Annotated in this window: 14 protein-coding genes and 1 pseudogene; 7 read left to right on the forward strand and 8 right to left on the reverse strand. The window is 70.2% G+C overall.

The genetic code is table 11. The annotated features are described in order from the left end of the window. From F3T56_RS36330 to F3T56_RS36350, 5 genes are all read left to right on the forward strand, one after another. On the forward strand, positions 1–1,197 hold a 1,197-nt coding region (locus F3T56_RS36330; RefSeq protein ID WP_216373045.1), incomplete at its 5' end, for a hypothetical protein. Further along, on the forward strand, positions 1,194–1,943 hold the full coding sequence (locus F3T56_RS36335; protein ID WP_149829638.1) for a DUF6182 family protein: 750 nt from the start codon (positions 1,194–1,196) through the stop codon (positions 1,941–1,943). The genes F3T56_RS36330 and F3T56_RS36335, both read left to right, overlap by 4 nt. A gap of 13 nt (positions 1,944–1,956) precedes the next feature. Beyond that, entirely contained in the window at positions 1,957–3,603 is a 1,647-nt protein-coding gene (locus F3T56_RS36340) for a GH3 family acyl-acid amido synthetase (RefSeq protein ID WP_149829639.1), read from the forward strand. 50 nt (positions 3,604–3,653) lie between these two features. Then, positions 3,654–5,999, forward strand: a complete 2,346-nt coding sequence (locus tag F3T56_RS48590) for a phosphotransferase (RefSeq protein ID WP_246204251.1) — start codon at positions 3,654–3,656, stop codon at positions 5,997–5,999. Next, positions 5,996–6,952: a hypothetical protein gene (locus tag F3T56_RS36350; protein ID WP_149829641.1), complete on the forward strand. Its 957-nt coding sequence runs from the start codon at positions 5,996–5,998 to the stop codon at positions 6,950–6,952. Before F3T56_RS48590 ends, F3T56_RS36350 begins: the two co-directional genes overlap by 4 nt. Here the strand turns inward: F3T56_RS36350 and F3T56_RS36355 are convergent. The 4 genes and pseudogenes from F3T56_RS36355 to F3T56_RS36370 form a co-directional block, all read right to left on the reverse strand. Next, the gene (locus tag F3T56_RS36355) at positions 6,837–7,718 is read right to left on the reverse strand and encodes a helix-turn-helix domain-containing protein (RefSeq protein ID WP_149829642.1); all 882 of its coding nucleotides are present in this window, start codon (positions 7,716–7,718) and stop codon (positions 6,837–6,839) included. The two genes, F3T56_RS36350 and F3T56_RS36355, sit on opposite strands and share 116 nt — an antisense overlap. Positions 7,719–8,370: 652 nt before the next feature. Beyond that, positions 8,371–9,081: a hypothetical protein gene (locus F3T56_RS36360; RefSeq protein ID WP_246204252.1), complete on the reverse strand. Its 711-nt coding sequence runs from the start codon at positions 9,079–9,081 to the stop codon at positions 8,371–8,373. A gap of 464 nt (positions 9,082–9,545) precedes the next feature. Beyond that, positions 9,546–10,822: pseudogene (locus tag F3T56_RS36365) on the reverse strand (transposase). Positions 10,823–10,964: 142 nt separating this feature from the next. Further along, entirely contained in the window at positions 10,965–12,494 is a 1,530-nt protein-coding gene (locus F3T56_RS36370) for an ISKra4 family transposase (protein ID WP_149829644.1), read from the reverse strand. Between the two features lie 703 nt (positions 12,495–13,197). On the opposite strand from F3T56_RS36370, the gene F3T56_RS36375 reads away from it, so the two are divergent. Beyond that, positions 13,198–13,713 carry a hypothetical protein gene (locus F3T56_RS36375; protein WP_149829645.1) on the forward strand — a complete coding sequence of 172 codons (516 nt, stop codon included), beginning with the start codon at positions 13,198–13,200 and terminating at the stop codon, positions 13,711–13,713. A 263-nt stretch (positions 13,714–13,976) separates the two neighbouring features. On the opposite strand, the gene F3T56_RS36380 is transcribed toward F3T56_RS36375, so the two are convergent. The 4 genes from F3T56_RS36380 to F3T56_RS36400 form a co-directional block, all read right to left on the reverse strand. Next, positions 13,977–14,894 (reverse strand): 2-hydroxyacid dehydrogenase, encoded by a 918-nt coding sequence (locus tag F3T56_RS36380; protein ID WP_246204253.1) that lies wholly within the window; start codon positions 14,892–14,894, stop codon positions 13,977–13,979. A 247-nt stretch (positions 14,895–15,141) separates the two neighbouring features. Beyond that, the gene (locus F3T56_RS36385; protein ID WP_149829646.1) at positions 15,142–16,281 is read right to left on the reverse strand and encodes a Fic family protein; all 1,140 of its coding nucleotides are present in this window, start codon (positions 16,279–16,281) and stop codon (positions 15,142–15,144) included. Positions 16,282–16,738: 457 nt separating this feature from the next. Then, entirely contained in the window at positions 16,739–17,614 is an 876-nt protein-coding gene (locus tag F3T56_RS36395; protein WP_149829647.1) for a UvrD-helicase domain-containing protein, read from the reverse strand. A gap of 35 nt (positions 17,615–17,649) precedes the next feature. Then, positions 17,650–18,195, reverse strand: a complete 546-nt coding sequence (locus F3T56_RS36400) for a P-loop NTPase fold protein (protein ID WP_246204254.1) — start codon at positions 18,193–18,195, stop codon at positions 17,650–17,652. A 1,281-nt stretch (positions 18,196–19,476) separates the two neighbouring features. Here F3T56_RS36400 and F3T56_RS36405 point away from each other — a divergent pair. Beyond that, positions 19,477–21,051, forward strand: coding sequence for an alpha/beta hydrolase (locus F3T56_RS36405; RefSeq protein WP_149829659.1), 1,575 nt, complete (start codon positions 19,477–19,479; stop codon positions 21,049–21,051). Positions 21,052–21,090 lie beyond the last annotated feature (39 nt).

The raw sequence follows: 21,090 nt of genomic DNA on the forward strand, positions 1-21,090 counted from the left end.
AGAAGGGATCACTCGGTGGTTCTCCATGCGCTGTCCGCACCGTGCGCGCTCGCGCAGTCCGGCGCGGGGTCCGCGACGGAACTGGTGGTGGCACCGGTGACGATCACGCCGACGAAGCCGCTCACCCCCACCCACGTCAAGGGCTTGGTCTGGACCGACGTCCTGGCGAAGGCGACCGCATGCGTCCGGGGCGTACGGCTGGTGTGGAACAACCGCATGGCCACCGTCACCACCCAGTCCGCCGCCTTCTGGCGGTACCTGGACCTGACCGAACCGCACACCGACTGGAACCGAGAGTCGGAGATCCGGATCGGCGAGCGGTACGTGGCCTTCCACGCAGACGGGCACGCCGGTGACCGCCGGGCGCTGGCGGGGTACCTGGCCCGGGCCGACGAGGACGGTTGGATACACCCGGCGGGCATGCGGATGCTGGAGCTGTGGCGGGCCGAACTGGCGCTGCTGGGGGTGCGCGACCCCGGGCTCGCCGAGGACCGCCCGCTGGCTGCCTCGGTCGGGGCCACGCTCGCCGCGCTGGCGGAGCGTGGCCTGCTGGTGGACCACCGGTGCTTCGGCGGCCCGGTCTATCTCGACGGCACCCGCTGGGGGCTGCCGCTGCGGCTGCTGATCGGCGAGGACGGGCTGCCCAACTACCTGGTGCCGATCCTGCGTGAACTGATCCCGATGATCCGCCCCGGCCGCTCGTTCCTGCTGCCTCACGACCACGAGCTGACCGCCGACTACCTGCTGGTCGAGCGGGTGCTGGCCGCGTTCGGGGCGGACGTGGCACGGCTCGCCCTGGGGCGGGTGCCCGTCGAAGGCGTGGTGCGCTCCAGCCGGTTCGGCGGTTGGTCCGGCACCACCCTCGCGGACCTCTCTGCCGAGCTCGCCGCCCCGGACCAGCATGATGGCGCCGCCTACCGGCTGGGGATGCGGCTGTACTTCACTGGGACACTGCCCCGGCACTCCGCGCAGTCGTTCCGGATGCCGCTGCTGCGCCGGTGCGTCGAACGCGCCGGGCGGCTGCTGGAGCAGGAGCCCGGCGCGGAGCACCGCGGAGCGTCCAGGGAGGACCTGCAGACCACGCTCGCCCGGTGGCACAACCGGCGCGGCTACGTAGACCCGTACTGGCTGACCACGTCCCTGCTAGGCCGTCACCCGCTTCCCTTCACCTCTGAGATACGGGCGATCTACACATGACGAGTCTCCCGCACCCCGCCGCGGCCCATGCCGCGCCCCCGGAGAAGGGCGCCCTGGGCGAACCGGCGCTGGTGGCCGCTGCCCGGGCCCGCCTCGAAGCGGTCACGGCGGGTCTGGATGAGGGCCATCCGGCCGCCGGGGAGCTGGATGTCGCCGTCGTCGTGGCGGACCTCGACGTGGCCGCGTTCGTCGGCGGCGTCGCCGACTTCACACTCGCCCTCCCCCGCAACCTGCACGACGGCTGGTACCGGACCTTCACCCGCACTCTCTTCCTGGCTGGGCGGCCGGCCAACGCCGTCGCCCAGCACCGCTACCGGCATCTCGCGCCGGGTGGCGACCTGGCATGGTATGGCCCCGCCGGGCGCGACGAGCTGCGCCCGCTGTCGCGGCTGCTGCGCGCCTTTCGGGGCGCGGCGCCCGTGCGGGTGCCGGACGAACCGCTGGCCGTCGCCCTGACCGGGCCGGCGACGCGGCACACCGCTCACGCGGTGCTCGCGATCGGTGCCGTCAGCACCGCCGAGTACCTGGTGCACGTCCACCACCTGGTCGCGGAGGCGGCGCTGCGCGGGTTGCTGCGGCCCGGCGACACCCTGCGCGTCGAGCACCGGCCCGCCCTCGCCGCCGAGGACTTCCGCGAGGCTCTCGACCCGGCCAACGCCGACTCGGTGCAGACCCGGATCGCGCCGGACAGCACCGAGAGCACCGTTTTGCGCCTGTACGGCGTACTCATCTCCAACCGCCCCTGAGGAGGCCCCTCGTATGAAGGCCGAACGCATCCGCGCGGAGCACCGTCGGCTCCTGGACAGCCTGGACCGCCCCGAGGAGGTGCAGCGCAAGGTCCTCTCCCGGGTTCTGGAACACAACGCGGGCAGTGCCTTCGGGCGCGAGCACGGGCTGGAGTCCGTGCGTACCGTGGATGACCTGCGCCACGCGGTACCAATCCGCACCCACGAGGAACTCATGCCGTGGATCGAGCGGGCCTTGGACGGCGAGCGCAACGTGCTGACCGCCGACGACCCGCTGGTCTACTTCTCCTCCAGCGGCAGCACCGGCCGGGAGAAGTACATCCCCATCACCCGCACCTACATGGAGACCACCTTCCTGCCGTTCTGCCACGCCGCCTTCGCCCCACTGCTGGAGGTGCTACCCGGCACCCTCGCCGACCCCAACGTGGTGCTGAACCTGTGGCAGGACCCCACGGGGCCGATCGTGCGGACGCTCAAGGGCCAGCCTCACATCGGGGCCAGCCAGGTCGACTACCGCAAGTTCGGCGAGGAGACCGCCGTCGGCCCCGGCAACGGCGCCACGTGGAGCCGTATCCCCCCGGAGCTGGTCGACGCCAACCCCTGGGACCGCAACTACTACAAGCTGCGCCTCGCCGCCGAGCAGGACATCCGGCTGTTGATCGGCATCAACCCCGCGATGATCGCCGCGCTCCCCTATCAGCTGCGCCAAGAGTGGCCCCGCCTCGTCGAGGACATAGCGGCGGGCACGCTGGCCGGACAGCCGCACACCACGCCCAATCCGGAGCGGGCGGAGGAGATCGCCCGGTTCGCCAAGACCTTCGGTACCGTCCACCCGCACCACCTGTGGCCGCGCATGTCCGCCCTGCTCCTGTGGGACAGTGCGCTCGCCTCCCTTTACCTGCCCCGGGTGCGGGAGCTGTACGGGCCGGGTGTGCAGTTGCTGTCGGCGCCCGTCGCGTCGTGCGAGGGGCCCTGCGCGGTGCCGGTGGACACGCGGCCCGGTGCCCCGCTGTACCTGCCGGGGTGCCTGTTCGAGTTCGTCCCGGCGGACCGACCGGTGACGGCGGACAGCGAGACGCTCCTGGCGACCGAGATCGAAGAAGGCCAGGACTACCACCTCGTCCTCTCCCACGTGGGCGGCATGTACCGGTGCGCGGTCACCGACGTGGTGCGGGTCGTCGGCCGTGAGGGCCGCACCCCGCGCGTGGAGTACGCCGGACGCAACATCGTCCGCTCCGCCTCCGAGGAGGTGCTGACCGAGGCCGCCGCCCTGCGCGCGCTGCGAGCCGCCTGCGCGGACACCCGAGCGGAGATCCGCAACGCCACCTACCACCTCGACGCCGAGGGCGCGGACGGCGGCGCCCGGTACCGGATCGCTGTCGCTTTCGCCGGTCCGCCCGCCCCCGCGTTGGCGGACGCGCTCGACCGGCGGCTGTCCGAGGAGTGCGACGGCTACGGCAAGGGCCGCCGCTCCGGGCACATCCTTCCGCTCGACGTGGTCACCGTCCACGAGGACGCCTTCCAGCACGAGTGGGAGCGCACGGTGCGCGCCGGACAGCGCCCGCCACGCGTCAAGGACCGGGTCTTCTTGCCCAACGAGGACGCCTGGGCCCGGATCGTCGCGGACAAGCCGGAGACCACCGGCTTCGCCGCCGGCTGACCAGCCTCCGCGCCACGTGCGCCAGCATCGACGAGAGAGGGCACCATCGTATGAGCGACGCCGTCCCCGGCCGGGGACAGTACTCCGAGGAAGCGCGCAGACGACGGCTGGAGTGGCTGCGGGTCCGAAGCGGCACCGGGCTGACCGCGCTGGGGCGCACTGGGCTGATCGCGCAGAACCTGGTCGGGAACGTGGAGAACTTTGTCGGTGCCGTCGAGGTGCCGGTGGGGCTCGCCGGGCCGCTGCTGTTCACCGGCGAGGCGGCGCGCGGCGAGCTGGTGGCGCCGCTGGCCACCACGGAGGGCGCGCTCGTCGCCTCGGCGTCCCGGGGCGCCCGTGCCGTCACCCGCTCCGGCGGGGTGACCACGGCGGTGCTGTCGCAGCGGATGACCCGGGCGCCGGTCCTGGAGTTCGCAGACATCCCCGCCGCGCGCCGCTTCACCGCCTGGCTGGGCGAAAACCGGCACCGGCTGGAGGAGCAGGTGCGTCTGGTCTCCCGGCACTCCCGACTGGTCGGGGTCGAGCCGTACCAGATCGGCCGTCATCTGCACGTCCGGTTCTCCTTCGAGACGGCCGACGCCGCCGGACAGAACATGACCACGGCGGCAACCTGGCAGATCTGCCGTTGGCTGTCGGACGTGCTCGCCGACGACGACGGCCTGCGCCCGCGCAACACCGTCCTGGAGGGCAACCTCAGCGGCGACAAGAAGGTGACCGCCGGTTCACTGCTGGGCGGGCGCGGCACCCGGGTGACCGCCGAGAGCAGGCTGAGCCGCGAGGTGCTCGCCTCCGTCCTCAAGACCACGCCCGAGTCGATGCTCCGGGCCCACGCCGCCTCGCTGCTGGGCGCGCAGCAGGCGGGTACCGTCGGGCACGGGGTCAACGCGGCCAACGTGGTCGCCGCGCTGTTCCTGGCGACAGGGCAGGACGTGGCCTGCGTGCACGAGTCGGGCTCGTCGCTGTTCTCTCTGGAACCGGACGGCGACGGTCTCATCGTCACGCTCCTGCTGCCCAACCTGGTGGTCGGCACCGTGGGCGGTGGCACCGCTCTGCCTCACCAGCACGAACTGCTCGACATGCTGGGCTGCGCCGGGGACGGGGGCTCCCGCCGGTTCGCTGAGATCGTCGCGGGGTTCGCCCTCGCCCTGGACGTGTCCACCATGGCGGCGATGGTCAGCGGACAGTTCGCCGAGGCACACCAGCGGCTCGGCCGGGCCCGGCGTGTGGAGTGGCTCCAGGAGGCCGCGGACCTCGACGCGGCGCTGCTGCAACCGGTGCTCGCGCAGGGGCTCGGTGATCCCCGGCTGCACGTCACCGAGGCGTTGGGGATGCCCCGGCTGTACGGCGACGGCATCGCCAGCGAGCTGGGCGCGCTGGGCGAGCGGCGCAAGCTGACCGGCCTGTACCCGCTGCGGGTCGCCTGGACCGACGGCGACGGCGCGCAGATCGAGGCCGAACTGGTGGCGAAGGTCAAGGCGCGCGGGGAGGAGCTGGTCGCCGGGATCGCCACCCTGGTGTCACTGTGCGGCCCGGAGGTGGCCCTGGTCTGGCACCGCTGGGGCGCGGGCACCGAGTTCACCGACACGCACCGGCGTGAACTGGCCGTCTACCGCCGCCCGGAGAAGGTGCTGACGGACCTGCTGCCCCGCTGCTACGGGCTCCTCGAGGACGACGAGCGCGAGGCGTACGTGGTCTTCATGGAGCGCTTCCGGCACGACGGGGGCCCCTGGACCCGGGACCGGACCGAGGACGCGCTGCGCGCTGTCGCCGGGGTGCACGGGCACTGGCTGGGCCGCGAGCGGGAGCTACTCGGCGAGGGCTGGCTGCACCACGTGCCGGACCCGGCATACCTGGCCGAGGCGGGCGAGCTGTGGGAGGCGCTGGTGCGCCACGCGGCAGCCGAGCAGCCCGGCCTGATCGACGCCCGCCGCCGGGACATTCTGCTGGGCGTCATCAAGGAGGCCGGGTACTGGACGCGGGAGCTGCACGCACTGCCCCGCACACTGGTCCACAACGACTTCAACCCGCGCAACATCGCCGTCCAGGACGGGCGGTTCCTCGTCTACGACTGGGAACTGGCAACCGTCAGCCTGCCGCAGCGGGACGTGGTGGAACTGCTGGCGTTCGCCCTCGGCACGGACGCGACGACAGCCGACGTGGACCGCTTCCTGGCGGTGCACGCCGAGGCGGTGGCCGCCGTGTCGCCGCGGGCCCGGGCGCTGGTGGACGGCTGCGACTGGCGATGGGGCTACCGGCTGGCGATGCAGGAGTTCCTGATGACCCGCCTCGCCCTGTACGCGGCCGGGCACACTCAGCGCGAGTTCGGCTTCCTGCCCCAGACGGTACGGACCGCCTTCCACCTGTGGGACCTGGAACAGGCGCGGGAGGAGGCGTGAGCGGCCCACGCCTCGCCGTGGTCGGCATCGACGGCACCGGCAAGACAACGGTGCTGCGCCACGTCCGCCGCACGGCCGCCCTCGCCGGCGCCGGGGCCGCCGACGGCGCGGGCGGCCTCGCCGTGATCCACACGACCCGCGCCCACGAGGACCCGGACAGCCCGGCAGCCGCGCTGTCCATGGCCCTGGCGGACGCCTCCGCCGCTGCCGACGCCCTGGGGCGTATCCACCTCAAAGTCGCGGTCCTCTGCCTGCAACTGAGCCTATACGGCCCCGCGGAGCGGTCGGCCACCGAGCGGGGCCGCACCGTGCTGGCCGATCGGCATCCGCTCATCGACTCCCTGGTGTACCTGCCGATGTTCGCGGGCCTCGCGCCGCCCCTGGACCCGGACCCCGAGGCCGACGTGGCGGCCTGGTGGGCGATGCAGGAGCCGTACGCGGCGCGCGCGGTACACGAGTGGCTGCTGACATGCACCGGGAACGGCGCGGCCGGTGCGGGGGACCCCTGGTCGCTGGGGGCTGAGCTGCTGCGGCTGGGCACGCTCCCGCCCGCGCGGATGCTGGACCGGTTGAGCGAGCGGTTCGGTGTCGCCCCGCCGGACGGCGTGCTGCTTTTCGACCTGCCGGTGGAGCAGGCAGTACGACGCACCCGGCAGCGGACGCGCGGCAGCGAACTGCACGAGACCACGGCGCTGCTCTCCACGGCCCAGCGGCGCTACCACACGGTGCTGGACTGGCTGGCCCGCACCCGGCCCGGCACCGCCGTGCACCACATCGACTGCGCCGGCCGCTCCGTGGCCGAGGTGGCGGAACTGGTCCGGCGCACGTGCGCCGCCCTCAGCCGTCCGGATCGGTTGAGAGGCCGGCCGGGGAATGTGCCCGCTGGCGCTGCGCCTGACTCCGCACATACCTGGACGGCGACACCCCCAGACGCTGCCGGAAGGCGCGGGTGAAGTTCTCCGGCGACGGGAACCCGCACTTCCGGGCGATGTTCTCGACCGAGTAGCTCCCCGGCGACTCCAGCAGCCGAAGCGCCACGTCGATCCGCAGGCCCATCAGGTACTGGTACGGGGTGCGGCCGGTGGCCGCCTTGAAGCGGCGCAGGAAGTGGTAGCGGCTGTACCCGGTGACCGCCGCCAACGCCTCCAGGCGGATCGGTTCGGCCAGGTTCTCCTTCATATAGCCCGTGACCAGACCCACTTGTTCCCGCGTCAGACCGCCGGAATCGCCCTGCGGTCCGGACTCACGCGCCGCCTGACCCGCCAGGAAGCACCGGTCGGAGATGTGGGCGATGTGCGCGGCCAAGTAATGTCCCACGGCGTTGACGTAGTAGCGCTCCGCGCCGTCCCGCTGTGCCCTGAGCAGGGCGTCGAGGGCCACCATGACGGCCAGGTCGTTCATCTGCACCGCCTCCTCGCCCCAGTACCCGCCGTCGAGCTGGTCACCGCTCACACGTCCCTTCGAGGCGTACTCCAGCAGGTGCGGGCGCACCACGGCGGAGGCCATGTGAACCGGCTCGGCCGGCAGGGACAGGCCGGTGAACTCCTCGGGCTGACCCGGGGGCGTTATCCACGCGTCGCCCCGCACGAACGTCCCCTCGGTCACCGTAGTGGCGCCCCGGCGCCACAGTCTGGCGACCTCGCTGAGCAGCACCGTGACGCGCAGGTCGTCGCTGGGGAAGAGTTTCACCGACGCGTTGTCCCGGGTCAGCGTAACCATTTCCACGAGGATGGATTTGCCAAAGTCGTCTTGCACGTATCTATAGCCTTCCGTAGAGGGATGTTGGCAGTACCGCGCGCCGTCCTCGTGAGCGGGGCGCGGTGGATGCGGGTTGGCTGTACTGCCCTGAGGGGACGACATAGGTGTGGCCGCAGATACACCGATCCGCCGCACTGAGTGGCCGACGCCCCCGGTCATGAGCGTCACGCGCGCGGCGGCCCCGGTGAGCGAGACCGACACCCCGGCGGGCGGGTCCGCCGCCGGACGTCGAGCCGGCGCGGCACGCGGTGTGGCGGGTCGCGGACACCACCGCCGACCGGCACATGGAGTACTCCGCGTCGCCCGCCGGCTGGTTGGACCCGTGCCGACGTTGCCGGTTGTGGCGGCGGATGAAGCTGTTGGAGCTGCGGTCCTACGCTGAAGTGATCCGGCTGGAGTAGCAGCGGCTGGTCTGCCTGCCTCTCTGAGAGGTCGATTTCGACCTCCTCCGCTGCCCTGCCCAGTGGGGGCCGGCCGGCCTCTGCGGTGACGGGCCTTGCGTCCCGGCTCACTCAGTCGGGTACACGGTTCCGTTCCGTGCGGGGGACTGACCACTGGCGGGTTGCCGCCCCGCACGGAAAGGTCGCCGCGAATTCAGCCGTGGCGCGCAGGCCTACCTGGCGCAGGTCCTGCGGTCGAGGGCCTGCTGCCACTTGTCCTCACGGCCGTCGGGGCGGCCGCCGGGGATGACCTCGTCGGAGATGCCGTCGATGTAGTAGCCGTAGGAGTAGATCTTGCGCCAGGAGGCGCCCCGGTTGCGCCAGGTGGTGGAGTGCGACCAGGTCTTGGGGTCGGCGAGGACCTTCCGGTCGGTGCTCTTGTTCCAGGCGTAGTCGGTCACGTTGAAGACCGGGTTCACGCGGACCACACGCTGGTACGGCGTCCACGTCATCGCGATCTGGCTGCACGGCGGGATGGACTTCTCACTGCGGGTCTCGAAGGACGCGCTCTTCTCCCAGCCCCATTCGTAGCTGAAGTTGCCGCCCAGGGAGCCGGTGAAGATGCTCTCGGCGAGGGACAGGCTGATCAGGGTGCCGACGCTCTTCTTGGCGCTCGATTTGGTGGTGTAGTTCCGGACGATGGTTTCCTTGTCCTCCGATGTGCCGCGGTTGCCGATCCACCTGGAGGTACGGATCTGCTTGCCCTTGATGGACCACGTGGAGGCCTGCACGTAGGTGCAGTAGCCCCCGAAGTTCTCCCAGTCCCCGCCGGGCTTTTCGCCCCTGTCGGCCGCCCTTCTGCCCTCCTCCATGGTCCGGAACTCGCCGGTCCTGACGTTGAGGTGGCCCAGACCTTCCCGTCCCGATCGGGCTTCTGGCTGCACAGCCGGTCCAGCAGACGTCGGTGTTGCCGGGATCCACGCCGCGGATGTTCTGCGCGCCGCCCGGGCCGGCCTGCGCGGTACCCGCGCCGGTCAGCACGCCGGTTACGGCGAGGGCGGTGGAGGTGGTGATCAGGGCGCTCTTCTTGAGCAGGGGGGATTTCACGCTGCATTCCTGTTCTCGTGGATGCTTTTGCTGTGCTCTGTCCGGGTCCGGGACATTGACTGACGGGCCGTTGCGGAGGCGATGCTGTGTCGCTCTGCCCCGCCGGAATCTCCTTCCAGGTCGCATGGCCTCGCACCGGAATGCGAGGACGCTTTGGCCTGTGGCCGGTGGATGGTCCGGACGATGCCTGCGGTTGCGTGCGTGCGGCGGCGCCGGGTAAGCCGGCGCCTCGACTGGTCCCGAGTTTCGAGAGCCGGTGAGTTGTTTGGTAGATCCTCACCTACTCTGAACAATTCAGGAGTCATCCGGCCGCTGCGGTACAGAGGGCGTGGAAGCGGCTTGATCGTGTACGTCCTCGGGGTGTTTCGGCGATCCAGTCGGCGGTGCGGGCGAGGTTGCAGGCCATGGCGGTGAGTACGTGCTGGACGTGCGTCTTGGCGAGCCCTCGATAGCGCGTACGCCGTAGGCCGTTGCTCCGGACGGTCTGGGAGAGCGTCGCCTCGATGCCGGCGCGGACGGCATAGCGTCGTTGCCACTGCTCGGTCTGCTGGTCGAGGCGGTTTGGACCTGGATCTCGTGCAACGGTTGTGGAAGCAGGGCGATCGAGCGGGGCCCGGAGGCCGAGGCGGTGCACGGGTGACGGTCCGGGCAGGTCAGGCAGTCGGCCTTGGCGAAGCGGAACTGAAGGTATTCGTGGCCCTGGATGCGGAGCGTCCCCGGCTGGGAGCTGGTCTTGCCGCGGGGGCACGTTGCCTGCTGTCGGTCCCAGTCGATGGTGAAGGCGGACTTCCCGAAGCCCTCGCCGCTCTTGGCCTGGCGGCTGTGGTCGGCGACGATCGGACCGAGCAGCGTGATCCCGTGGACCTGCTGGGCGCGTTGGACGCGGGCCGGGGTGATGTAGGCGGCATCGACCACGTGCTCGGCCGGGACCAGGGCGGCCTGGGCCAGTTCGTCGTGGATCTGCTCGGTGAGCCGGCCGTCCTGGACCGGGGCGATCGTGGTGGCCACGTGCACCACGATCTCGGGCCGCTGTTCCTCGCAGGTCTCGGTGTAGTGCACGCGGTAGCCGCTCCACTCGGTGCCGTTCTTGGTGCAGTAGTGCGCGTCGGTGTCGTAGGGGGAATCGAAGCGCAGGCTCGCCGGTGGCAGCGCGTGCCCGTCGCGCCAGCGGAGCTGTCCTTCCTCGTCCCAGTAGTAGTGGTGAACCCACACCTGTCGCAGAACCTCCACCTGGGGAAGGGTCCGCAGCCGGCCCGGTGCGCCGGGGGACCACAGGGCGGCCAGCACCTTCTGCCCGTCCCGTCCGAAGACCTCCGCCCGTGCGGTCACGGCCTCCGGTCCACCGGGCACCTTCCTGATCTCGATCTTCCGCCCGTACCGTTTGTCCCACTCGGGTTCGATCAGCGGCTGCAGCCACTCCGGCGCGATCACGGCCAGTTCCTCAAGGGCGGCCCGCAGGCTCTCCCCGGCCAGTTCTAACCGGCTGAGCCGTCGCACCGCGGCCAGGACATACGTCGCGTCGGTACGCTGGCGCCCGCCGGCCTTCAGCAATCCCGCCTCGGTCAGCCGCGTGAGCATCACACGCAACAACCGGTCCGCCGCGTCGCCTTGCACCAGGCGAGCGCGGAAATCGCTCAGCAGTGAGTAGTCGAACCCGGTGTCCTCCAACTCCAACCCCAGGGCGTACTTGGGTGTAGCTCCGCTCTGGTGAGGTTGTCGATCAGGCTGTGAGCTTGAAGTTGGCCTGGTGGACGGTGGGATGGAGCCGGTGTTGTTCGGCGCGGACGTGAAAATCCCAGCACTCCGGGAAGTGTCCGTTGCTGGTGACGGCCCGCAGGACGAGGAGGGCCTCGGCCCCCGGGACGCTCCATCTGCTGCCGGTAATGTCGAGTCGGTCGGCGATCAGATGGCGTGCTGCTCCCTCGATGACGCCGCTGGCGATCGGCCAGCCGGCGGCGAGAGCCAGGTCGTAGTGGACGAAGTCGGCGTTGTTGGTGAGGTATTGACAGGCCTTGTCGACGCCAGTCCGTTGATCACCGGTCAGTTGGCGGTGGTCGGCCTCGGTGCGGATCTCGTCGGCGGCCCGGGCCGCGCATCCGCGAAGGATGCGGGCAATCTTGGCGGCGATCCAGTCCTCGGCCTCCGGGTCGGTGGCGGGGTAGAAACAGCGGGCGGCGGCCCACAGTTTCTCGATCACGTGGATGAGGTCCAGGACGATGTGGATCGTCACACCGCGGCGTTCGGCCTCGGCCTGGATCAACTTCCGCTGGTGGCGGGCGCCGTCGATGAGCACCACCCAGCGCCTGAGGTGCTGCGGGTCGCGGGCCTCGGCCTGGTCGAAGGCGGCGGCGATGACGTGCTCGGGATCGTGCTCTACCGATCCGGTCAGCCACTTGGCCCGGGCCTTCGGCCCGCCCCGGGGCGGGCGCTCGCCACTGCGGCCGCCGGGCGGGGCGATGATGTCGTGCGGGCGGCGCACGGATGGTTCGGCGTCGTAGACGGCAGCCAGTGTCGCCATCCGTTTCCGCCCCGCCTTCTCGCCGGTGGCCAGGCGGGTGCGGAAGGTCCGCTTCGCGCGTTCGGCCGCCTTGCGGGTGGCCTCGCGCAGGTGACCGGGGCGCATGGCGATGCCCTTGCCGTCCACGGACAGCACCAGCAACGTGGCGGCGCCCTGGGGCACCGGGGTGCGGGCGGCATAGAAGGCGGCCACGTCCACCGCGGCGGCCCGCACGAGGTGTTCGACCTGGCGCTTGCCCACCACCGTGCCGCACGCGCGGGTGATCGCTTCCAGCGCGGTGTCATACGAGCCGCGCACCGCCTCGAGCACGGCCAGCCGGCGCAGCCCCAGACTGTGCCGCTCGCGTGGCAGGCCGAGGACTGCGTCGGCCGGGTAGCAGTTGGCCTGGCCCGGCGCCCTGAGTGCGCACCGGGTCACGGCCACTGTCCCGATGACGGTGGCCAGTGCACGGTGGTGCCCGCACTCCAGGCGGGTGCGCCCGTCGGCGAGGGCCGCGCGAGCGGGCCCGTCCAGCGTCCTGAACTGTGCTTCCTCCCGGCTCGTGCGCAGATCGAGGTGGGCCTGCAACAGCAGCCGGGCCAGCTCCCGGCCCCGTATCTCGGCAATCTCCTCCACGTCCTGATGGGGCAGGGCGAGTGCCGACGGGCAGGCGAGGTCGTCGATCAGTTGAGTGAAGAAAGAAGCGGCGCGGGCAAACGGGTCAGCCATCGCGGCGTGCTCGTAGTCTTCCATCGGGCTCTCGATCCTGGGTGTCGTACGGCTTCGTCACCTTCGACGCTAGGAGCGAGAGCCCTCCCCATCACCGGCGCGAGGCGACATGGCGGAGTCGTTGCCCCGCCCCGGCGCACGCCCGGCCGGGGCCGCATTCCGCGAAGCGAACAGTCCCGGCGACACCTCCGCGATCCAGCCCCGCTCACACAGTCGCTTCAGCTTCGAACGGAACCCCTCCACCTTGGACTTGTCCGTCTAGAGCGCAGATCTTGCCCATGACCTGCGGAAACACGCTTGCACGTACCACAGGGGCGTTTCTCTAGGCATAGAGAAACGCGCAGGTCAGCGAGGTGACCGAGCGCGCCGCCGGGCCGACAATGGGGCGAAGAGCGGCTGGTCAAACCCTGCTACACCGGGGCAAGTTGGCAACTCGTAAGCTGAGCGTGAGGCAGGGGCTCTATCGTGGCATCCGGCTCGGCTCGCAAGAGGGTGCCGCCCGGCGCCCCTGGCGGTCGTATCGGGTAGCCCTGCTACCTGGGAAACGTCGCGCCCTAGAGAAACGGCCTGCGACGCCCGGTGATGCGAAGTCGCAGGCCAGCAGGCATGCCGTTGCTCCAGTGACCGCGAATTGCGTGGAACGCGGGTGTGCCACCTACCGCGACCGGCTCGCCCGACTGGCCGGTCCGGACGGGCCGGGCACCCGCGACGCGGTCACCGCCGGCTGGTGGGTGGCGGTCGAGACGGCCAACCGGCGGTGCACCGGCCTGGCCCGTTCCGTACTCGAACACTGGCCGCCGTACTCGATCCGCACGGCGTGCCGGTCACCGTGCTCACCAGTCGTTCCGCGCTGCACTATCTCGCGCGCCGAGGCGGGCGGCGGGCCCCGGAGACGTCCCTCCCAGCCGAGGCCCGGGATGTTCTGGATGCCCTCGACGTGCTGCACCGGCTGCGCCTGGTGGAGCGCGACAGCGACACGGGATATCCGACCGTGCAGCTGAGCACTGTGGTGCAGACGGCCGTGCGCAGGGCGGTGCCCGTCGATGCACGGGATGCCTTGGACCTGAGCGCCGCCGACGCGTTACGGGCGGTGTGGCGCACGGCGTCCGACCAGCCGCAGTCCGTCCTGTGCCGGGCGCTGCGGTCGGAAACGGACGCGCTGACCAGGCAGGCCAGGGAGACCCAGTGGCGGGCCATGAGTGACCCCGGCTTCTCGGCTGCGGCGAGTGCCGCGAGGGGTTGATTGCGGTGTGATGGTGCCGTCGTCGCGGCTAAAGATGTCCTTGAGCCGGTCGCCCGCGACGCGCCGCGTGCAGTTGCCGCTCTCGTAGATGTCGCCGGGGAAACCGCAGCGGCGGCAAGTGAAGTCGAGGTCACCGCGCCGTAGCAGGGTCCGCAGACGTCGTCCCCGTCTGCAGTTCGGCCGACCATGACTCGGGTGGCGCCGCAGCGTGAGCATGGCAGGGCCAAGGGACAGCAGCAGGCACTTGGTCCGCTCCGGCTGGCTCAGTAGCCTTTCTCGCCGATCACGTTGACCGGGGGTTCATCCGCCGCATAACGCTTCAGCTGGGCCTTGGCGAGAGCCATCACTCGGGCAGGCGGCTGGCCGTTCGACCCGCCGACGTGCGGGGTCAGCAGCAGCCCGGGGGCCGACCACAGCGGATGACCGGAGGCCAGCGGCTCAGGGTCGGTCACGTCGAGCGCCGCAGACAGCCGGCCGCGGTGCAACTCGGCAAGCAGCGCCTCGGTTTCGACGAGACCTCCGCGGGCCGCGTTCACTAGCAGTGCGCCGTCGCGCATCCGGGCCAGGAACGCGGCGTCCACCAGGTTCGCGGTGGCCTGGGTCAGCGGCAGCAGCAGCACCACGATGTCCGCCTCGGGCAGCAGCTCGGGCAGCTCGTCGACGCCGTGCACACCGGGCCGTGCCTGCCGGGCCACGCCCACGACCTCAACGTCGAAGCCGGCCAGCATCCGGGACAGCGCCGAGCCAATCGAACCGTGGCCCACGATCAGAACCGTCTTGCCCTCCAGCGAGTCGGCCTGGATGTAGTCCCACCGCTGGTCGCGGCGGGCCTGCTCGAACTGCGGCAATCGTCGCAGGTGGGCCAGTACGACGGTGATGATCCACTCGGCGACCGCCCCGTCGTACGCACCCCGGGCATTGCACAGCGTGACCCCGTGCGGCACGTGCGGCCTGATCCACTCCACGCCCACGGACCCCACCTGCACCAGCCGCAGCCGGGGCAGCTCGGCGAGCCGGGCCAACTGCTCGTCCGTGACGTCGAACGGCGGGATGATCACCTCCACCGTGTCAGCCGACGGCGGGAGATCGGAACCGCCGGTCCATACATCTGCCCGGTATCCTTCCGGCAACCCGCCCATGAGCGCCTCGGATTCCGCCTCGGGCAGCCAGACCGTGATCACGAGCGGATTCCCTGGTCGCGGGTTGCCACAGGGGGAGACGCCGGGTTCCACGGATTGTTCTTGGCACGAAGATCCATACCGGGAACATTATCGCCCTGCGCCGCGCGCCACTACTGGCTGACCAGGGCTGTTTCAAAGTACTTTGATATTGGCCTAGTAGGCATGTCGAATTACGCGGAACGCGGGGCACAGGTTAGTGAACCGTCCCGATGGATCTTGCCCTCACCGGGAGACGGGGCCGCGGCGGTCAGCGGGTGCTGTACGGATTGCGCAGCGGCTTCGTGATCGTCTTCATCTTTGCCTTCACCGGGTCCATGGCGGGGCCGGCGGTGTAGAAGCGTCCACGGGCCTGCCCATGCGAGAGTAGCCATCCCGTGCGCACCATGGCCTTCATGTCGCGCATCGCCGTGTCCGAGCTCAGGTCCGCGTCCCGCTGGTACATCGTCCGGCGCACGTTCCCTCCGGCGAGGGCGGGCATCAGGGCGAAGGCCATGCGCTCGTCAAGGCCGGATGTCTCCACCTGATCGACGAGCAGGAGCCAGGCGTCGCGGAAGAACTCGATGCGCCGCTTCGCCGTCTGCGCCTGCATGTGGTGGGCGCCGAGACAGAATCTGATCCACGGCCCGGCGTCACGCTGAGGGCTCCACACCTCGCCGCCGACATCTTTGAGCATGTCGTAGTAGCGGTAGGTGTTCTGGCCGCGCCCGAGCCATTCCTCGATCGAGGAGAACTCCGAAGGCATCAGCGCCTCCCGCGAGAACACCAGCGTCGACAAGGCCCGGGATGTTCGGCCGTCGCCGTCGGCCCATGGGTGGATCTTCACGAGGTTCAGGTGGGCCATGGAGGCGCGAACGTGCACGGGCGAGTCGAGGTCGCCCTCGTTCAGCCACGCGACCAACTCCGCCATGAGTCCGGGGACCGTCTCGTAGTCGGGCCCCGTGTAGTCCATGACCATGGGGTCATCGGGGCTCGTAATGTAGACAGGGCCCTTGCGGAGCCGGCCGGGCCGCTTATCGGGGTGATGCTCCTGGATCATGAAGTGGAGACCGTTGAGGAGCCCCAGGTCGTAGCGGAATCCCTCCCCGGCGTCTGAGAGACCCTGGATGTAGGTCATAACCCGCTGATAGCCCTCCACCTCCCTGCGAGTCTCGTCGCTGGCCTCCAAAGGATCCTCGCCGGACATCAGGGCCTCGACATCGTCCACCGACGCGGCGTAGCCCTCAATCGTGTTCGACCCGGCGATATTGCGTGCCGTGAGGTTCCGGCGGAACTGCTTGGTCCAACGCACAGTGGGCCGTAGGAAGTGGCAGAGGTCTTCGCGCAGGGTCTCGATCTCAGCGAGAACCCGCTCGTCCTCGTCGGTCAGGGCGGGAGTCTGAAACAACATACAATGATGCAACCAAAAAGGTTGGATGGTCGCAAGATGGCGCGCGTCACCAGTGCGGCCGCGGGCCGAAGCCGGTGGCTCTGCCCCTCTTCCTGGCCCGCGGATATGCCCTCGTACGGCTCGGTCTCCCGCCGCCCTGCGCCTGCCGAAAAAACTCATCCGTCCTTGTGGAGGCTGGTGTACGGGTGGTGTCGAGCGCGGGCGCCTGGGCGGGTGCTCTGGGCACCTGGTGAGTGCCCCGGCAGGATGATCTGTCGTGCTGCTTCGACTTGCCTGTCTGGGTGTGGCGAACGTGTTCGCCCTGCTGCGGCTGCTGCCGGTGAGCAACCAGGACAAGGACGCGGAGATCCTCGCGCTGCGTCATCAGATCACGGTGCTGGAACGCCAACTCGGCCGGGGTCGGGTGCGGTTCGCCCCGAGTGACCGGGTGTCCCTGGCTGCGCTAGGGCGTCCGACTTCACCCGTCGGGTGCCCGGGCCGTCCGTTCCGCGGACCTGATCACCCCAGAGACGGCCGACCTCGACCGCAGTGACACCGGTGTTGCCCAGCACGGGCAGGACATGACCGACATATTCGAGGAATGGCGGTGGGGCCCGACGACCAGGACGTCGCCGGCGTCGATCCCCCGCTCGTCGATCAGCCAGGAGACCCGGTGCAGGCCGACCACAGTCTTGCCCGTGCCCGGTCCACCCTGGACCACAAGGCTGCCCTCACGCTCGTCAACGACGAGTTGGAGCTGGTCCCGCTGAATGGTCTCGACGATGTCCCGCATCTCCCCGTCGCGGGCCCGCTCCAGCTCTCCGAGCAGCAAATCCTCGCCCATGGGGGCTTTGCGCGCACCCGCGAAGACGTCCGCTGGCGTCGGCCTGACCCCCACTCCCGCGATCGCCCGGGGAAGGGCCGTCCGGTCGATCTCGTCGCGGTAGTCGACCACCCGCTCGCCACGGCATCGCAGCGCCCGGCGACGCTGCACCTCTCCGGGCCGGTCGGGAGTGGCGAGCCTCCAGCGAACCGCCGCGTCGCTCTTCCAGGACACGACAACGAGGTTGCTGCCCGAGTCGGAGACCTTGCGGCGACCCACATACCAGGTCTCCCGCTCATCGCCGTCGGTGATGTCGACCCTCATGGTGACCAGCGGCTGCCCGCGCAGGCCTGTCTCAGCGAGGCGTTGCCCCAATGCCTGGCTGAGCGCGGCCTGGTCTTTCCCGCTGGCCGCGGCCAGGGTGTCCAGCTGCTCCGCTGCCTCCCTGCGCATGTGATCCAGCCAGTAGTAGGCGCTGTCGACCGCCTTCTGCTCCTCCGCGATGACAGCAGCTCTGTCCGTACGCGTCACTTTCCGCCCCTCAAGGCGAACACGAGTGGTCCGTGTCACCACCTGCGGTCAAAGTATCCTGTCGACTCCGTCAGCCGGGCGTTCTCAGCCCGATCGGCGGCGGCACTTGGCGAGGGTGCCCGCCGCCCAGAGCAGGGCGAGCCGTGCGGGCTCGGCGGACGGAGCCGCGCCGAGCCGACCCGGCGGCGGCGCCAGGTGCCGAACCTGCCGGTCGAGCAGCACTCGCACGGGGTGTGAAGCTGGTGTGTTGCGGAGGCAGTGCGCGGCTCGTTCGATGCCGCAATGGCCGCGATCGCGGCCAGGTGCGGGCCGGTGGTGGCCACCGCGGCGGTGGACGTGGCCGCCGGAAGGGGGATGGTCGTCTGCACGATCTTGTGCAGGTAGAGCGTGGCCGGGTCCTGCCGCTCGTCGTCGCTCTCGTCGGGCCGCCCGATGTCACTGAACCGGGTGCGGATCGCATCCGAGACCCGGTCCTCGTCAGCAGCGATCACGAAGGACATCTTCGGAACAGCCAGGAAGAGACGCATCGCTTCGAGGCTCTCCACGACCGTCTCCGGCAAGCAGCGGTCAAGATCGTCCACCAAGACGGCGACCGCGGCGAAGGGTGGCCAGGGCCTGGGGGATGTTGATGCCGGTGGCCCGCTCGACGAGGAGTGGTATGAGGTCCCCCGCCGGCCGACCGTTGACCTCGATCACGCGGGGACCGCTCGCCGTCAGCCGCAGCTCGACGTGAAGCACCCCCAGCTCAGGCCCAGAGCCCGGACCGCGGCGGCCACGACCCCTTCAACAGGCCGCTCGACCTACTCGGCATCGCCTGACCTGCACGATCACCCGCAAACAGGACTTTGAAACGACCCTGCCTCATGCCTCCCGCCTCGGACACGAGAAGATACCGAGGGAGAAGCAGTACCTGCGTCTATTGCTTCGCCCGCAAGACCCACAGCTATCTGGACCTCGACACCGGCCTCGACTTCGACTCGCAGATCGTGGTGAAGAACAACGCACCCGAACTGCTGCGCCGTCAGCTGGCCTCACCGCGCTGGCACGGCGAACACATCGCCATGGGCACCAACGTGGACTGTTACCAGCGCGCCGAGGGCCGCTACCGCCTGATGCCGGGCATCATCGCGGCCCTGCGCGACCACGCGAACCCCTTCTCGATCCTGACCAAAGGCACGCTGATCCTGCGCGACCTCGACCTGATCCGGCAGGCCGCGGAGGTCACCGAGGTCGGGATATCCGTCTCCGTCGGCTTCACCGACCAGGAGCTGTGGCGCACCGTCGAGCCGGGCACCCCCGCCCCCGAGCGCCGGCTGAACATCGTGCGCGCCTTCGCCGACCACGGCATCGGCTGCGGGGTGCTGATGGCCCCCGTGCTCCCCTTCCTCAGCGACCACCCCGACCGGCTGCGCGCCACCGTACGGGCCATCGCCGCCTCCGGGGCCACCTCCGTGACCCCGCTGGTGCTGCATCTGCGGCCCGGCGCACGCGAGTGGTACATGGCGTGGCTGGAGCGCCATCACCCGTATCTCGTACGCCGTTACGAGCGGCTGTACGCGGAGGGCGCGTACGCCCCGAAGTGGTACCAGCGGCAGATCACCCGTCAGGTCCACGAACTGGCACGGGAGTACGGCATGGGACCCAGGCCCTCGGAGCCGCCGAGAAGGATCCCGCCGCCCGAGTCGGCCCCGCCGGAGCCGGCACCGACCCAACTGACGCTTCCGGGGTCATCCGGACGCTTCCCACTCCCCGATTGGGTCAAGTCTCGACAGAACGGGTTCCTCCGGGCACGCATTCCGGGACGATGCGACGAAGGCCGTGGCGTGCACGGCCCGAAATCCTCCGTCCTGGGAGGCCTGACGATGAAGAAACGCGCAGCCGCTCTGAGCGGTGCCGTCGCCGTGTTGGCCGGGATGGTCACGGCCGTCCCCGCCGACGCGAACGCCCGCTCCGCGGCCGCACCGGTGGCGAAACTCGCCTGGAAGAAGTGCGCCACCAGTGACTACCCGACGCTCCAGTGCGCATCCCTGAAGGTGCCGCTGGACCACGACAATCCGCAGGGCCGGAAGATCACCATCGCCCTCTCCCGTATCCCGCACACCGCGAAGAAGTATCAGGGTCCTCTGCTGGTCAACCCGGGCGGCCCCGGCGGCAGCGGGATCACGCTCGCCGGATTCGTCGCGTCGTCGCTGCCGAAGGAGGTGGCGGCGCAGTACGACGTCATCGGCTTCGACCCGCGCGGCGTCGGCGCCGGCAAGCCCGCCCTCGATTGCAAGCCGGACTACTTCTCGCCGGTGCGCCCCGACTCCGTGCCGACGACGCCGAAGACCGAGCAGGCCAACCTGAACCGCGTCCGCGCTTTCGCCAAGGCCTGCGCCACGAAGTACAGGGACGTGCTGCCGTACATCGACACGATCAGCGCGGTCAAGGACATGGACGCCATCCGCGAGGCCCTCGGCGCCCGGCAGATCAACTACTTCGGGTACTCGTACGGCACCTACCTCGGCGCCGTGTACGGCAAGCTCTTCCCGAACCGCGTACGGCGGGCGGTTCTTGACTCCGTCGTCGACCCCACGGGGGTCTGGTACGACGACAACCTCCGGCAGGACTACGCCTTCAACGACCGCCACCGGGCCCTGATGGCCTGGATCGCCAAGAACGACAAGACCTACAAGCTCGGCACCGATCCGGAGAAGATCGAGGCCAAGTGGTACGCGATGCGGTCGGCGCTGGCCAAGAAGCCGGCGGACGGCAAGGTGGGCGCCTCCGAGTTGGAGGACACCTTCCTGCCGGGCGGCTACTACAACGGATACTGGCCCTTCCTCGCCGACGCGTTCGCGTCCTACGTGAACACGAAGGACGACGATCCGCTGGTCGAGGCGTACGAGAACTTCGGCGCCGTCGACGCGGAGGGCGACAACGGCTACAGCGTCTACGCCGCGGTGCAGTGCCGTGACGCGCCCTGGCCGCGCGACTGGGGCACATGGCGCGACGACAACTGGGAGGTGTACGAGAAGGCGCCGTTCATGACCTGGAACAACGCCTGGTACAACGCACCCTGCGCGTTCTGGCCCACCAAGTCCCTCACCCCCGTGGACGTCTCCAACACCGCGCTGCCGCCGGTGCTGATCTTCCAGGCCACGGAGGACGCGGCCACTCCGTACGAGGGCGGCGTCATCACCCACCACCTCCTGCGCGGCTCCAGCCTGGTGGTCGAGGAGGGCGGCGGAAACCACGGCATCACCCTCAGCGGCAACGCCTGCCTGGACAAGCACCTGGGGGCCTACCTGTCGGACGGCACGGTGCCCCGCGGCGGCGACGGCGAGGCCGACGCGGTCTGCGAGAAGCAGCCGGACCCGAAGCCCCTGAGCGACGAGTCCGCGTCCCCCTCCTCCCGGGGTTCGACGCTGCACGGCCTGCTCGGCTTCCGCGGCTGACCCCGCCGTGGGGGTTTCCGCCGGCAGACCGGCGGAAAC

It is taken from the genome of Streptomyces tailanensis (assembly GCF_008386495.1).
Lineage (GTDB): Bacteria > Actinomycetota > Actinomycetes > Streptomycetales > Streptomycetaceae > Streptomyces > Streptomyces tailanensis.